The sequence below is a fragment of the Streptomyces sp. NRRL F-5755 genome (assembly GCF_001279365.1).
Classification (GTDB): domain Bacteria; phylum Actinomycetota; class Actinomycetes; order Streptomycetales; family Streptomycetaceae; genus Streptomyces; species Streptomyces rimosus.
In genome coordinates this window covers 13,863-29,388 of sequence record NZ_LGCW01000019.1, presented here as the reverse complement: position 1 = coordinate 29,388, position 15,526 = coordinate 13,863, and the positions used below count along the sequence as shown (strand labels likewise).

The following is a 15,526-nucleotide window of genomic DNA, read 5'->3' as shown; positions in this document are numbered from 1 at the left end:
ACAGCTCCCACAGGCTGTCCGGCACCATCCGCTCGACAAGAGGGGCAGTCACCATCCCAGACTGCCGCAAGATCACACCAAACGAAATGACGTCTTAGACAAGCACGGCGTGACGTCGGGACTGATCAAGGTCAACCTCAACTGGACCTCGCCACAGGCCGCTGCCCAACGCGCGGCGGGCGAGGCGCGTGGTCTGTTCGGCCGGATCCGGGAGTCGCTGCGGTCAGCCACGGCCAGGAAGGTGGATCTCGACCTCGGCTGCATGATCCGCTGCACCGACGGGTCCAAGACCGTGGTCCAGGCTCTGGGCAACGCGTTCGGCGCGGTGGACCGCTTTCCGTACGTGGCCCTGGATGCAGACGACCGGACCGGCTCCCGGGCGACGGGAGAGAACCTCGTCATCAACCTGGACCACCAGGCCGAGTTCCAGAAGCTCCTGCTCTTCGTCTACATCTACGAAGGATCCGGTGACTTCCGCGGCCTCGACGCGGTGGTGACCCTGACCTCCGATCGCGGTGACCGCTTCCGGGTGGTTCTGGACGAATGCCCGCCGCAGGCGCACGCCTGCGCCATCGCCCTCATCAAGCGGCAGAAGAGCGAACTCGTCATCGGGCGCGAGGTGCGCTGGTTCACCCCGCAGGACGGCCCTGGCGTCCAGGACGTGATCTCCCGCGCGTACCGGCTCGGCATGAAATGGACTCCCGGCCGGAAATAACGCCCCTGGCCTCGTAAGTCCTCAGGCGCACTCGGTCGCCCGTGCACCTCGCCCAGCCGATCGCTTGAATGGGGCTGGGAATCCACGTCATACAGCGACGGCCTCCGGAGCCGTGTGCGCGGGGTCGGACACTGCCGGGGGCACTTTGTATGAGGTGCCTGTAGGCCCCGTCATCAGAGGGGGCAGGGCATTCCGCTTCTGGTGGGAAGCGGAATGGTTTTCTGGCGGGTTTCCGAATTGGTCAGGGGTTGGCTGTGCGTGCGCGATGCCTGCGGTAGCTGGCGATGGCTGAATCGTCGTCGACGTTGGGGACGGTGACCATCTCGCCGGTGTCCTTGGCCACGATGACGTTTGCGCCGCCGGGTGGTGCGGGTGCCGGAGGGGCGGTCGGGTCCACCGGTTCGGTGGGGGGATAGGTGGGATAGACGAGGTAGCCGATGTCGAATTCGTGGACATGCATGGGCGCAGGGGAGCCATCCGCCAGTTGGGGGTGGGCATAACGGCTGAGGACGAGGGCGAGGGCTTCGTCGGGGGTGGTCGGTGGCGTGGGGTTGTCCTGTGCCATGGAGGTTTCTCTCCTGTTCAGCTCAGTTGCGGTCCGGAAACCCCGGGCGCGGAATCGGCCCGGGGAAACGTCTGACGACGGGAGTTGAGCCGTGGGTTACTCGTCTTCCGTGAGGTTTCCCTCCCGGTCCCACGCCTGGCGACGCACGGGCATGCCTCGATCGTCGAAGACCGTATGTTCGGCGAGCTGACCGTTCGGGTGCCATTTGCGCCAGTCGCCCACGGCCAGCCCCCGACGCGTCTGGCCTTCCTTCTTCTTCGTCCCGTCCGGGTACCACCGGACGTGCGGTCCGGACGGCACTCCTTCGACGTAAGAGATGAGGGCGATGACCCGGCCCTCGCGGTCCCGGGAGACGACCTCGCCCGTGACCAGCTCATCACCGCAGTGCAGGCGCGCGTCCTCGTCCCGGTGAGTGTCCTTGTGCTCGATACGCATGTTCAATCCATTACGGGAGGTATGAAGTTGGCTTCATCTCTGCGCCGGTAGTCGCCGATGGAGTACTGATGGCGACCAGCGTAGCTCGGGACGCCCTGGAGAATACCGTTGCAGTTCGGGCAGGCCGGTGCTGATTCACCGACGGAGTGGATGACATTCCCCTTGTTCTTCCCCCTCCGCACGACAGCGGTTTCGATCCAGCGCGGGTCGAACCGCATTTCGTCCAGCGCCTCACGGCTCAACGGCGGCGGTGTGGAATCTTCCCCGTGCTCCGCACGCCAGTCTTCATCGTGCTTACGCTGACGGGCCCAGAGCAGCTCATTCACGGCCTTCACCTCGGCGTGCCGCAAGGGGTTGTCGAAGAACGCCTGCCCAGTATAGACCATATCCGAATCGGGAATTACTTTCCCATTCTCGTCCCGCGCCGCCGTACCGTCCGGAGCAATTTTATTGCCCTTCAGGACGCTGTCTTCCGACGTCATGATCGGATGCATCCAGGCAGCCATGCCCAAGTAATTCTCGCGCAGCAGCGGGTGCAGGTTCTTCAGCTTGATCACATCGTCCGGGTCACCGTTGAGGCCCTCGGTGATGAGACCGGTTCGACGGTCGATCGCCAAAGCCGAACAGGGGCCTTCGCCATCCACGAGCAGCTCTGCATGCTTGTGCGCCCGCTCCTCGGACAATTCTTGCACATACTCTCGGACGGATTTTCCGTCGATACTCACGATCAGACCGTCGTCGTCCAGCTTCACCCGGTCGGTGTCGTCCAGGTCGATTTGCTCGACAAATCCACCACGGCTCTTTTCTTCGACCTCCGAATCCAGGTCACGAGTGTCGGGAGCATCACCGGGGTCGACCGGGTCCGGGAACTGGAGGGGATCGTCCACGCGCACGTCACTGGCCGAAGGCACCTTGAACCGTACGGCCGGGTCCTGGTCCTCGCCCCGGTCGGCACCGGTGTCCTCCTCGTGCTGGTCGAGGTGGTGGTCGGCGCCGGCAGGTTCGGCCGGACCGTCGGGGGTTTCCTCGGCCGGCCTGCCGTACCTCAGCGGATGAGGATCGTTGCGAAATGCCTTGTCCAGGTGATCGGAAATGTCGGCACCACGATGTGCGGGCAGACTTTCCCGGTCGCTCGACGATGACGTGGACGCCCGTCCGTCGTTGCGCTCGTGCTGAGGCTCCGTCGTTCCGTGGTTGTCCGACGGCTCGTTCTGATCGTCGACGGCCTTGTCTGCGGACGCGTCGCGGGTGTCGGAGTCGGCGTTGGGAACGGAGTCGGAGGTTGTGCGGCAGGGTGGCGGGAGCTTCGGGGCGACGCGGGCCGTCCAGTCGCGGGTTGTACGGCGGGCGGTCGGGGCGAGGCTGCTGGGTGACGTCTTGGATGGGGCGGCGGCCGTCGGGGCGGTGGTTGGGCTGCGATGCGGTGTGCGCGTTGGACGGTGTGCTGCTGCGCGGCGGGGCGGAGTTCGACGGGGTGGCGTTGTAAGGAGTGGGCCCGCATGGGGTGGCGTGGCGGCAGGCATGCCCATGGCCGGTCCCGCGCTTTGCGGGGTGTCTGCGTCGAGCCGGGTGTCGGGCCCGCGTCCGGGGTGGGGCTGTGCGCGGTGGTGGGCGGCGGGGCGGTCGCGGTGGCCGCGGACTGGGTGGACAGTTCGGTGTCGTCCCCCACGTGCAGCCATCCGGTCGGCCCGGTGCCGGGGTGGCACCAACGACGCCCCTCGCCGCGGGGCGGAACTCATGGATTCCGGTCGCGCCGGCCAGGATCAGGGTGTCTCCCGGCTCAGCAGCAGGCGGTAGAGCTCGACGGCGTCCTCCGGCGGGCGGTTCGGAAGGAACGTCACCTTGCCGTCGGCCTTGGCGATGACGGCGTTGCTGCCGCCGGGGCAGGGCGGCGGCACATTCGGATCGTCATGGACCGGATAGCCGGGGTAGATGAGGTAGCCGATGTCGAATTCGTGCACGAAGAGGCCGACCGGGCCGCCGGGTGAACCCTCACGCGGAAACAGCGTACGGCCGATCTCCAGCGCGTGATCGGCATCGGTCGGCACCACCGCGGGAGGCGTGGCGGACGGCGGGGGCGGCGGAGCATAGGGCGGCAGCGACGGCGGTTGAGGGCCCGGGGCGCCGGCTGCGTTTCCGCCGGAGGTACCGGCCGCGTTCCCCTCCGGGCCGGGGCTTCCGTTGTTACGGGCGGAAGCTGCACCATCCGGTATTCCACCCGTATTGCCGGATTCCGTCATGGAATGACCTTCCCGTTCTCATGGCTGCTCTGTCGGCTGATCAACCTAACCGACGCGCCTGATGCCCTTCCGGTTTCCGTCACCGGCGCGGCTCCCGTCTTCTCGTCGCGCCGGCGGCCGGGGTCGGCAGGGTAATGCACGTACGGAGTTTCCTCTCCGCCCGGTCACCCCTGCCGATCACAGCCCCGCGGCCGGGGCTCCGTCACGCGCCTCGACCGGTGTCCCGATCCGAAACCGGCCACACATACCCCACCCCCTCCGGCACATCCGGAAAATAAGCCCGATAATGCCCCGGATCCTTCGTCACCAACGCCGACTGATGACTCCGATGGAATGCCGGATCCCCCAGCCAATTCGGCAGTTCCCCGGCATCCGAGAGCTCCGTGTACGAGCGGATGGAAGCTCGTGGGCGGTACGCGCCGAAGTCCGTGGCCAGTGTTGTGGCGCAGGTGTCCCGTCGTCCCGCCTCCGTCCACTCCCGGCACATTTCCAGGCCGTAGCGGACGAGTGCCTCCTCGTAGCCCTGCCACATGCGGACGGCCGGGTGGTGGCGCCAGCCGTAGCCGGGGACGGTGAGGCCGCGGAGGACCTGGAGGGTTTCCACCCGTTGTTTGCCCAGGCGGCGGGCGTCGAGGACGGCGGCGGAGGCCGCGAAGTCGGGGTACGGGAGGAAGGTCTGCATGGGGACAGGTGTATGTCCTGGCGGCTGCCTTCCGTGGGATCGGCGGGGCCCGCTACGTCATCCGGGCGAGGGCGTAGCGGGCCCCGATTTTCCGGCCGTTCGAGCGGGCTCCGTTCTTCCGGCCGTTTCAGCTGTCTACGGGAGCAGTTCGGAGAGTGCCCTGTCCGGCCCCGCCACAGCCGCTCCCAGCAGTCCGACCAATTTCTCCGCGATACGCACCACGGTCTTCTTCTCGAAGACGTCCGTATTGAACTCCACAAACCCTTCCAACCCCTCCGGCACCCCCTCCCCCGACCGCCGCTCCGTAAGCCCGAACGACAGGTCGAAGTGGGACACGCCGAGGTCCAGCGGTTCGGTTCGGGCTGGGTTGCCGGCGAGGGTGAAGTGGCGTTCGGGGGCGTTGTCGAGGGTGAGGAGGGTTTGGAAAAGGGGGTGGCGGGCGGTGGAGCGGGCGGGGTTGAGGGCTTCCACGAGTTGTTCGAAGGGGAGGTCCTGGTGGGACCAGGCGGCCAGGTCGGTTTCGCGGACGCGGGTGAGGAGTTCGCGGAAGGTGGGGTCGCCGGAGGTGTCCGTACGGAGCACGAGGGTGTTGACGAAGAAGCCGACGAGGTCGTCCAGGGCCTGGTCGGTGCGGCCGGCGATGGGGCTGCCCAGGGGGATGTCCGTACCGGCGCCGAGGAGGGTCAGGAGGGCTGCCAGGCCCGCTTGGACGACCATGTAGAGGCTGGTGCCGGTGTCGCCGGCCAGGGCGTGGAGGCCCTGGTGGAGGTCGGCGGGGATGTGGAGGGGGAACATGTCGCCCTGGTAGGTGGTGGCTTCAGGGCGCGGGTGGTCGAGGGGTAGGGGGATTTCGGCGGGCAGGCCCGCCAGCTGTGATCGCCAGTAGGCGAGTTGGCGGGAGTAGGTGCTGTCGGGGTCGGCCGGGTCGCCGAGGAACCGCTGTTGCCAGAGGGTGTAGTCGGCGTACTGGACGGGGAGCGGGGTCCACTGGGGTTCCTCGCCCGCGCTGCGGGCGTCGTAGGCCGCGGCGAGGTCGCGGGACAGGGGGGCCATGGACCAGCCGTCGCCTGCGATGTGGTGCAGGAGGAGGAGCAGGACGTGGTCCGTCGGGCCGGTCGTGAAGAGGGTGGCCTTCAGCGGGTGTCCGGTGGTGATGTCGAAGGGGTGGCGGGCGGCCTTCTGCAGGGCCGGGGCGAGGTCGTCGGGGGCCAGTTCCACCACGGTGAGGAGGTCGCGGCCGGAGTCGGGCGGGAGGATGATCTGCTGGGCCGCGCGGGCCCGGCGCGGGAAGACGGTGCGCAGGCTTTCGTGGCGGGCCACGAGGTCGCCGATGGCGGCCCGTAGGGCCTCGGGGTCGAGGGTGCCGGAGAAGCGCAGGGCCAGCGGGATGTTGTAGGTGGGGCTGGGGCCTTCCAGGCGGTGCAGGAACCACAGGCGGCGCTGGGCGTAGGAGAGGGGGACGGGGGCATCGGGGCGTGCGGCGGGTTTCACCGGCGGGCGGGGCCGGGCCGTGGCGGAGTCGATGCGCCGGGCCAGGGCGGCGACGGTGGGGGCCTCGAAGAGCGCGCCGATGGGGAGTTCCACGTTCAGGGCCGTACGGATGCGGCTGATCAGGCGGGTCGCCATCAGGGAGTGGCCGCCGAGGACGAAGAAGCTGTCGTCGATGCCGACGCGGGGGACGCGCAGCACGTCGGCGTACAGCGCGCAGAGGATCTCTTCCTTGGGCGAGCGGGGGCCGCGTCCGCCGAGTTCCGAGCGCGGGTCGGGGGCGGGCAGCGCGGCGCGGTCCACCTTGCCGTTCGGGGTGAGCGGCAGGGCGTCGAGCGCCACCAGCGCGGACGGGACCATGTAGGCGGGCAGCCGGTCGCGCAGGTGGCGGCGCAGGGCCGTGGCGTCGAAGGCTTCCCTGGTCACGGGGACGAGGTGGGCGATCAGGCGGGTGTCGCCGGGGGCGATCTCGCGCAGGTTGACGGTGGCCTGGGCGACCGCGGGGTGGGCGTCCAGGACGGTTTCGATCTCGCCGGGTTCGATGCGGAAGCCGCGCATCTTGACCTGGGTGTCGGCGCGGCCGACGTAGTCGAGTCGTCCGTCGGCGGTCCAGCGGACCAGGTCGCCGGTGCGGTACATGCGGGTGCCCGGCGCGCCGAAGGGGTCGGGGAGGAAGCGTTCGGCGGTGAGCCCGGGACGGTTCAGGTAGCCGCGGGCGAGGCCGGCGCCGCCGACGTACAGTTCGCCGGTCACCGACGGGGCCACGGGGCGCAGGGCACTGTCGAGGACATAGGCGCGCATGTTGTCCATGGGGCGCCCGATGGGGACGGTGCCGGCGATCCGCTGCGGTCCCTGGAGGGCGTGGTAGGTCGCCGCCATGGTGACCTCGGTGGGCCCGTAGACATTGAAGACGCGGGTGTCCGGGCAGGCGTTGAGGATCTTCTGTACGGCGGACGGGGAGGCCGCTTCGCCGCCCGTCCAGACCTGGCGGACGCCGGCCAGCGCGCCGGGGCACTCCTCGGCGAGCAGGTTGAACAGGGCCGTGGTGAGGAGGACCGCGGTGATGTGGTGGTCGGTGAGCAGGCTCCGGTAGTCGTCGGGGGTGAGGTCTCCGGGCGGGGCCATGACCAGGTGGCCGCCGTTGAGCAGGGGGACCCACAGGTCGAAGGTGGAGGCGTCGAACGCGATGGAGGCGTGGCCGAGCACGGTGTGCCGGGCGCCGTCCGGCGCGCCCTCGCCCCAGCAGTGGTCGGCGGCCAGGCCCACCACGTCGCCCTGGGTGACGGCGATGCCCTTGGGCGTGCCGGTCGAGCCGGAGGTGTACATGACGTACGCGACGGTGTCGGCGTGGGCGGTGGGCGTGGCGAGGTCGGTGGCGGGGAGGTCCGCCACCGTTCCGGCGCAGGCGTCCACGTGCACGGCCGGTACGCCGGGAAGGTAGGCGGCGGCCGGCAGGTCGCGCTGGGTGAGGACGAGGACGGCCTCCGTCTCGGCCGCGATCAGGCGCATCCGGGCGGCCGGGTAGCGCCGGTCGAGCGGTACGTACACGCCGCCCGCCTTGAGGACGGCGAGGATCGCCACGACCAGGTCGGCGGAGCGGTCCAGGAGGACGGCGACGCGGCTCTCGCGGCCGACTCCGTACTCGCTGATCAGGTGCCTGGCCAGGCGGTTGGCGCGGGCGTTCAGCTCGGCGTAGGTGAGGGTCGTGCCGTCGGCGGTCACGGCGGGCGCTTCGGGGTGGGCGGACGCCCTGGCCTGGAACGCCTCGGCGAGGGAGGTGCGTGCAACGGGCCGGTCGGTGGCGTTGACCTCGCCGAGGAGCAGGGCGCGTTCGTCGGCGGTCAGTACGTCGAGGTGGGCTAGGGACTGGTCGGGGTCGGCGGTCACCGCGTCGAGCAGCGCGACCAGCCGGGCGGCCAGCGCCTCGACCGTACCGCGGTCGAAGAGGTCGGTGCTGAATTCGATCGCGCCGTCCATGCCGGGCCGTTCACCGTGCGCGCCGCGCCGTTCGGTCAGGAAGACCGACATGTCGAAGCGGGACGCGTCGACGTGCACGGGTTCGGTGTGGGCGGGGTGGCCGCCGAGGGTGAACTCGCCCTCCGGCGCGTTGTCGAGGGTGAGCATCGTCTGGAAGAGGGAGTTGCGGGCCGCGGAGCGGACCGGGTTCAGGGCCTCGACGAGCTGCTCGAAGGGCAGGTCCTGGTGGGCCCAGCCGGTGAGGGCGGTGTCCCGTACGCGCTGGAGGAGTTCGCGGAAGGTGGGGTCGCCGGAGGTGTCGGTGCGCAGGACCAGCGTGTTGACGAAGAAGCCGATGTGGTCGTCCAGGGCCTGGTCGGTACGGCCCGCGACCGGGCTGCCGAGCGGGATGTCCGTACCGGCGCCGAGGCGGGTGAACAGGGTGGCCAGGCCCGCCTGGAGGACCATGTAGAGGCTGGTGCCGGTCTCGCCCGCGAGGGCGTGCAGGCGCTGGTGCAGGTCCGCGGGGATCTCCCAGGTGATGGAGTCGCCGCGGAAGGAGGCGCGCTGCGGGCGCGGGCGGTCGAAGGGCAGGGCGATCTCCTCGGGGAGGTCGCGCAGCTGCTCGCGCCAGTACGCGATCTGGCGGCCGTAGACGCTGTCCGGGTCCTCGGGGTCGCCGAGGAACTGCCGCTGCCAGAGGGTGTAGTCGGCGTACTGGACGGGCAGCGGCGTCCACCGCGGGGCCCGGCCCGCGCGGCGCGCGTCGTACGCCGTCGCCACGTCGCGCGACAGCGGGGCCATCGACCAGCCGTCACCGGCGATGTGGTGCAGGAGGAGGAGCAGGACGGTCTCCTGCAGACCCACACGGAAGAGTTTTACGTGCAGCGGCAGGTCGGTGGTCAGGTCGAAGCGGTGCCGCGCGGCCTGCTTCAGGAGCTCGCGGAAGGCCGCGGGGTCGTCCGGCACGTCCTCCGTGACGCTCAGGACGTCGAAGGCGTCCGGCTCCGTGGCCGGGTCGAGGACGACCTGCTGCGGGGTGCCGCCGGTCTCGCGGAAGACCGTGCGCAGGCTCTCGTGGCGGGCGAGCAGGTCGCCGAGCGCGGCCCGCAGCGCCTGCTCGTCGACCGGTCCCGCGATGCGCAGCATGAGCGGGATGTTGTACGTGGGGCTGGGGCCTTCCAGGCGGTACTGGAACCACAGACGGCGCTGGGCGTACGACAGGGGCAGGACCTCGGGGCGCGGCATGGGCCGCAGGGCGCTGCGGATCCGCGCGGTGGACAGTCCGAGGCGTTCGACCAGGGCCTCGACGGTGGGCGCCTCGAAGAGGGCGGCGATGGGCAGTTCCACGCCCAGTACGGCGCGGATGCGGCTGACCAGGCGGGTGGCGAGCAGGGAGTGGCCGCCGAGGGCGAAGAAACTGTCGTCGATGCCGACGCGGGTGACGCCGAGGAGGTCGGCGTACAGCTCGCACAGGATCTCCTCCTGCGGCGAGCGCGGGGCCCGGCCGCCCGCGTCCCCGCCGGTACGGGCCGGGTCGGGGGCGGGCAGGGCCCTGCGGTCCACCTTGCCGTTCGGGGTGAGCGGCAGCGCGTCGAGCACCGTGATCACGGACGGCACCAGGTGTTCCGGCAGCCGGCCGAGGAGGTCGCGGCGCAGGTCGGCGGCGAGGGTCTGCCGGGCGGCGTCGGCGGTGGGCACGACGTAGCCGGTCAGGCGCAGGTCGCCGGTGCGGTCGGCGCGCGCCGCCACGGCGGCCTGGCGCACCGCCGGGTGGGCGGTGAGCGCCTGCTCGACCTCGCCCGGTTCGATGCGGTGGCCGCGTACCTTGACCTGGTCGTCGGCGCGGCCGACGAACTCCAGGCCGCCGTCTGCGCGGCGGCGTACGAGGTCGCCCGTACGGTACATGCGCGTGCCCGCCGGGCCGAACGGGCAGGCCACAAAGCGCTCCGCGGTCAGCGCGGAACGCCCCAGGTAGCCCCGGGCCAGGCCGGAGCCCGCGAGGTACAGCTCGCCCGCGGCGCCGTCCGGCACCGGGCGCAGCAGCGCGTCGAGCACGAAGAGCCGTACGTCACCGATCGGCGCGCCGAGCGAGGGCACCACACGCCCGCTCAGCGGCTCGCCGGCGGTGGCGCACACGGTGGCCTCGGTCGGGCCGTACGCGTTGACCATGTGCCGCCCCGCCGACCACCGTTCCACCAGGTCGGCCGGGCACGCCTCGCCCGCCACCACCAGCGACGCGAGGCCGGGCAGCGTCGCCTGCGGCGGCAGCGCGGCCAGGACCGACGGCGGCAGGGTGGCGTGGGTGACCCGCTGCTCGGCGAGCAGTTCCTCCAGGCCCGCGCCGGGCAGCAGCCGCTCCCCCGGCGCCATGACCAGGGCGGCGCCGGACAGCCAGGTCACGCACATCTCGGAGACGGACGCGTCGAAGCTGGGCGAGGCGAACTGAAGGACGCGGCTCTCCCCCGTCACCGCGAACCGCTCCGCCTGCGAGGCCGCCAGCGCGGCGAGGCCCGTGTGCGTGACGACGACGCCCTTGGGCGTGCCGGTCGAGCCGGAGGTGTGGATCACGTACGCCGGGTGGGCCGGGCGCAGGCCGGTCACCGGAGCCGTGTCGGGGTGGGCGGACAGGTCCCGGCGTACGGCCTCGTCGTCCAGGACGAGGACAGGCGCGGCGTCGGCGAGGACGAACGCGCGGCGCGCTTCCGGGTACTCCGGGTCCACGGGCACGTACGCACCGCCCGCCTTCAGCACGGCCAGCAGCGCCACCGCCAGCTCCACCGAACGCGGCAGCACCACCGCCACCCGCGCCTCCGGCCCCACGCCCTGGCCGATCAGCCAGTGCGCCAGCCGGTTCGCCCGCGCGTCCAGCTCGCCGTACGACAGCGACTCGCCCTCGAAGACCAGCGCCGTCGCCTCCGGCGTACGCGCCACCTGCTCGGCGAACAGTTCCGGCAGCGTGCTGTGCCGTACGGCGGGCACGGCGGCCGACGCGTCCCGGCGCAACCGCTCGCGCTCCCCGGCCGTCAGGATGTCAAGGTGGGCGAGGGGGACGTCCGGCGTGGCGGCCGCCGTCTCCAGGACGCGGACGAGCTGGGCGGCGAGCGTCTCGGCCGTGCCGCGGTCGAAGAGATCGGTGCTGTACTCCACGAAGCCGTCCAGGCCGCGCTGTTCGCCCTGCGGGCCCTGGCGCTCCCAGAGGCTGAAGAAGAGGTCGTACTTGGCGGTGCCGGTGCTGATCAGCTCGGAGCGGGTGCGGACGCCGAGCCGTCCGAAGCCGCCCTCCGGGGCGTTCTGCACGGCGGCGACCACCTGGAACAGGGGCTGCCGGCCCGCGGAGCGCACCGGGTTCAGGGCCTCGACCAGCTGCTCGAACGGCAGGTCCTGGTGGGACCAGGCGGCGAGGTCGGTGTCGCGGACGCGGCGCAGCAGCTCGCGGAAGGTGGGGTCGCCGGAGGTGTCGGTGCGCAGCACGAGGGTGTTGACGAAGAAGCCGACCAGGTCGTCCAGGGCCTGGTCGGTGCGGCCCGCCACAGGGCTGCCGAGCGGGATGTCCGTACCGGCGCCGAGGCGGGTGAGCAGGGCCGCCAGGCCGGCCTGGACGATCATGAACAGGCTGGTGCCGGTGTCGCGTGCCAGCGTGTGCAGATCGGCGTGCAGGGCGGCGGGCAGCTCCAGGCCGAAGGCGTCGCCCCGGTACGTCGCGCGCCGCGGGCGCGGGCGGTCGTACGGGAGGGCGATCTCCTCGGGGAGGTCCTTCAACTGGTCGGTCCAGTAGGCCAGCTGCCGGCTCTGGACGCTGTCCGGGTCCTGCGGGTCGCCGAGGAGGTCACGCTGCCAGAGGGTGTAGTCGGCGTACTGCACCGGCAGCGGCGACCACTGGGGCGCCGCTCCCTTGCGCCGCGCGTCGTACGCCTCGGCCAGGTCGCGCGAGAGCGGGGCCGCCGACCAGCCGTCTCCCGCGATGTGGTGGAGCAGGAGCAGCAGCACATGCTCGTGTGGTTTCACGTGGAACAGCGTTGCGCGCAGCGGAAGTTCGGTGGCGATGTCGAAGGCGTGGCGGGTGGCTTCGTGGAGCAGCCGCCGTACGTCGTCGGGGCCGGTCCGTACGACGGAGAAGACGGACGACAGGTCGGGCAGGTCGCCCAGGTCGCGGACGACCTGGTGCGGGGTGCCGGTGGCCGTCTCGTGGAAGACCGTGCGCAGGCTCTCGTGGCGGGCGAGCAGGTCGCCGAGGGCCGCCCGCAGCGCGTCGTGGTCCAGCTCGCCGGACAGGTGCAGCGCGAGCGGGACGTTGTACGTGGCGCTCGGGCCCTCCAGGCGGTGCAGGAACCACAGGCGGCGCTGGGCGTACGACAGGGGCAGCGCGCCGGGGCGCGGGGCCGGGCGCAGCGCCGGGCGGCCCCCGGAGGCGGCGGCATCGATGTGCTCGGCGAGCTGGGCGACCGTGGGGGCCTCGAAGACCGCGGTGATCGGCAGGTCCACGTCCAGGGCGGTGCGGATGCGGCCGATCAGGCGGGTGGCCAGCAGGGAGTGGCCGCCCAGGGCGAAGAAGCTGTCGTCGATGCCGACCCGGGGCACGCCGAGGACATCGGCGTACAGCTCGCACAGCACGCCCTCGCGCGGGGTGCGCGGCGCCCGGCCGCCGGCCCCGTCGCCCGCGTGGGACAGGTCGGGCGCGGGCAGCGCGGCGCGGTCCACCTTGCCGTTCGGCGTCAGGGGGAGGGTGTCCAGCGCGACGATCGTGGAGGGTACGAGGTAGGCGGGCAGCCGGTCGCGCAGGTGCCGTTGGAGGTCGGTGACCAGGGCCGCGGTGGTCAGGGCGGCGCCGGGGTCGGTGGTGTGGTCCGCGAGGGGGCCGGTGAGGTCGCCGGACGGGCGGCAGAGGGCTACGGGGGCCGCCGAGGCCAGATCCGCCTCCGGCGCGAAGAGGACGTCGTACTGTCCTTCCGTGCCGTCGGGCGACCACGTGACGGCCGTCCACAGGCCGAGGCGGGCGCCCAGTTCGGTGATCAGCTCGGGTTCGGCCCCGGTGGTGGCGTCGGCCCCGCCGAGCCGAGCGCGCGCCTCGCCCACCGGCAGGCCCGCCGTGACGGCGGCCTCGGCCGCCGCCTCGCCCGCCAGGCGCGGGTTGGGCACTCCGGTCAGGCGCAGCCGCTGCCCGGACCGGGAACGCAGGGCGGCCTCCAGGCCACCGGTGTCGTTCACGTCCTTGCCCCAGACCAGGCACGGCACATCGGCGAAGGAGACCGTACGGGCGGGCTGCTTGTGCAGCACGGCGTCATAGCGGTGGCGGGTCAGCTCATTGTGGTGGCGGGTGCCCTTGAGCTGGAGGTCGGCGCCTGCCAGAGCGGGCAGTTCGGCGGACAGCGCGGCGAAGAAGTCGGGGTCGACGAGGAGTTCCTTCTCCAGCCGTACGCCCTGGTCGATCACCGCGGCGAGCGCGCCCGTGTCGGTACCGGCCCCGGCGCGGGTCAGCTCGACGGCCGTACGGAAGAGCCGGAGCAGGCGCCGGTTGCGGATGTCACCGACGAAGACCCGGCCGCCGGGGGCGAGCAGATCCATGGCGTTGCGCAGGACGCGCAGGAAGTAGGCGGCGTTGGGGAAGTACTGGGTGACCGAGTTGATCACGATGGTGTCGAAGTAGCCGGTGGGCAGGCCCGTCGTGTCGTCGGCGGGACGGCAGCTCAGCTCGACCTTGCCGGCCAGGTCCGGTACGGCGGCGACCTGGCGGCGCAGCCGCTCGACGGCGGGCGCGGAGAAGTCCGCGCCCCAGTACGCCTCGCAGGCGGGAGCCACCTGCGAGAGCAGCAGGCCGCTGCCGACGCCCATCTCCAGGACCCGGCGCGGCTGGAGTGCGAGGATGCGCCGGACGGTCTCGGCGCGCCAGTCGCGCATCTCGTCCACGGGGATCGGGGTGCCGTCGTAGCTGCTGTTCCAGCCGCTGAAGTCCTCGCCGAACGGCGGCTCGTCGTCCTGCGGCTTGGCCTCGTCGGCGTACACGAGGTCGTGCATCCGCTGCCATTCGCCGACCTGGTGCGCGTCGGCCCCGGTGGCGTCCGGCGCGGGGCCGTCGGCCGGTACGACGTAGCCGATCAGGCGTACGTCGCCGGGCCGGTCCTCGCGGGCGGCGACCACGGCCTGCCCGACCCCCGGGTGGGCGGCGAGCGTCTGCTCGACCTCGCCCGGTTCGATGCGGTGGCCGCGTACCTTGACCTGGTCGTCGGCGCGGCCGACGAACTCCAGCTCGCCGTCGGCGCGGTGGCGCACCACGTCGCCGGTACGGTACATCCGCGCGCCCGCGGGTCCGAACGGGCAGGCCACGAAGCGCTCCGCGGTCAGCGCGGACCGCCCCAGGTAGCCGCGGGCCAGACCGGTGCCGGTGATGTACAGCTCACCGGTGCCGCCCGCCGGGACCGGGCGCAGCGACGCGTCGAGCACATGCAGGCGCACGTCCGCGATGGGCGTGCCGAGCGTGGGCACCGCCCGGCCGGACAGCGGCTCGCCGACGGTGGCGCACACCGTGGTCTCCGTCGGCCCATACGCGTTGACCATGCGCCGCCCGGCCGACCACCGCCCGGCCACGTCCGGCGGGCAGCTCTCGCCCGCCACCACCAGCGAGGTGATCTCCGGCAGGGTGGTCCGCGGCGGCAGGGCCGCGAGGACGGACGGCGGCAGGGTGGCGTGGGTGACGCGCTGCTCGGCGACCAGTTCCGCCAGGCCCGCGCCGGGCAGCAGGCGCGCGGCGGGCGCCATGACGAGGGCGGCGCCCGCCAGCCAGGCGACGCAGAACTCCGCGACCGACGCGTCGAAGCTGGGCGAGGCGAACTGAAGGACGCGGCTCTCCCCCGTCACCGCGAACCGCTCCGCCTGCGAGGCCGCCAGTCCGGCGAGGCCCGCGTGCGAGACGACGACGCCCTTGGGGACGCCCGTCGAGCCGGACGTGTAGATGACGTAGGCAGCATGGGCCGGGGTGAGGCGCGCTCCGGGGTCGGTCGCGGGGTGCGCGGAGAAGTCGCGGCGCAGGGCCTCCGCGTCGAGGACCAGCGCGGGGCCCGCGTCGGCGAGGACGAACGCGCGGCGGGCCTCCGGGTACTCCGGGTCCACGGGCACGTACGCACCGCCCGCCTTCAGCACGGCCAGCAGCGCCACCGCCAAATCGACCGACCGGGGCAGCACCACGGCCACCCGCGTCTCCGGCCCCACGCACTGGCCGATCAGCCAGTGCGCCAGCCGGTTCGCCCGCGCGTCCAGCTCCCCGTACGACAGCGACTCGCCCTCGAAGACCAGCGCCGTCGCCTCCGGCGTACGCGCCACCTGCCGGGCGAAGAGTTCCGGGAAGGGCATGGCGGAAACCCCCGCGTGCGTCCTGTCGTTCACTGGTCCTCCACTCGTCGGCCGGCGCCTGGAGCGGGCCGTTCAAAAGGGTCGAAAGCGGGAATGGG

The 15,526-nt window shown here is 71.9% G+C and carries 7 protein-coding genes; 1 reads left to right on the top strand and 6 read right to left on the bottom strand.

What is annotated here, in order from left to right; genetic code table 11:
* Positions 1-109: 109 nt before the first annotated feature.
* The gene (locus ADK86_RS04025; RefSeq protein ID WP_234345689.1) at positions 110-715 is read left to right on the top strand and encodes a hypothetical protein; all 606 of its coding nucleotides are present in this window, start codon (positions 110-112) and stop codon (positions 713-715) included.
* A 241-nt stretch (positions 716-956) separates the two neighbouring features.
* Here the strand turns inward: ADK86_RS04025 and ADK86_RS04020 are convergent, their stop codons facing one another.
* From ADK86_RS04020 to ADK86_RS03990, 6 genes are all read right to left on the bottom strand, one after another.
* Positions 957-1,280: a hypothetical protein gene (locus ADK86_RS04020; RefSeq protein ID WP_053695311.1), complete on the bottom strand. Its 324-nt coding sequence runs from the start codon at positions 1,278-1,280 to the stop codon at positions 957-959.
* Between the two features lie 96 nt (positions 1,281-1,376).
* Positions 1,377-1,715: a toxin-antitoxin system YwqK family antitoxin gene (locus ADK86_RS04015; RefSeq protein WP_053695310.1), complete on the bottom strand. Its 339-nt coding sequence runs from the start codon at positions 1,713-1,715 to the stop codon at positions 1,377-1,379.
* A 2-nt stretch (positions 1,716-1,717) separates the two neighbouring features.
* A complete protein-coding gene (locus tag ADK86_RS42085) occupies positions 1,718-3,244 on the bottom strand; it encodes a YwqJ-related putative deaminase (RefSeq protein ID WP_107088412.1) in 1,527 nt (508 codons plus the stop codon).
* A gap of 234 nt (positions 3,245-3,478) precedes the next feature.
* Complete coding sequence (locus tag ADK86_RS04000; RefSeq protein ID WP_234345688.1) at positions 3,479-3,766, bottom strand: hypothetical protein; 288 nt, start codon at positions 3,764-3,766, stop codon at positions 3,479-3,481.
* 391 nt (positions 3,767-4,157) lie between these two features.
* Positions 4,158-4,637 (bottom strand): MSMEG_6728 family protein, encoded by a 480-nt coding sequence (locus ADK86_RS03995; RefSeq protein ID WP_053695307.1) that lies wholly within the window; start codon positions 4,635-4,637, stop codon positions 4,158-4,160.
* Positions 4,638-4,772: 135 nt separating this feature from the next.
* The gene (locus ADK86_RS03990; protein WP_159393770.1) at positions 4,773-15,461 is read right to left on the bottom strand and encodes a non-ribosomal peptide synthetase; all 10,689 of its coding nucleotides are present in this window, start codon (positions 15,459-15,461) and stop codon (positions 4,773-4,775) included.
* Positions 15,462-15,526: the final 65 nt, after the last annotated feature.

What these genes read in the sequence shown, in the direction of transcription:
- ADK86_RS42085 (WP_107088412.1), bottom strand. Translation starts at nt 3,244, where the DNA reads ATGGGCATGCCTGCCGCCACGCCACCCCATGCGGGCCCACTCCTTACA.
- ADK86_RS03995 (WP_053695307.1), bottom strand. Translation starts at nt 4,637, where the DNA reads ATGCAGACCTTCCTCCCGTACCCCGACTTCGCGGCCTCCGCCGCCGTC.
- ADK86_RS04020 (WP_053695311.1), bottom strand. Translation starts at nt 1,280, where the DNA reads ATGGCACAGGACAACCCCACGCCACCGACCACCCCCGACGAAGCCCTC.
- ADK86_RS04015 (WP_053695310.1), bottom strand. Translation starts at nt 1,715, where the DNA reads ATGCGTATCGAGCACAAGGACACTCACCGGGACGAGGACGCGCGCCTG.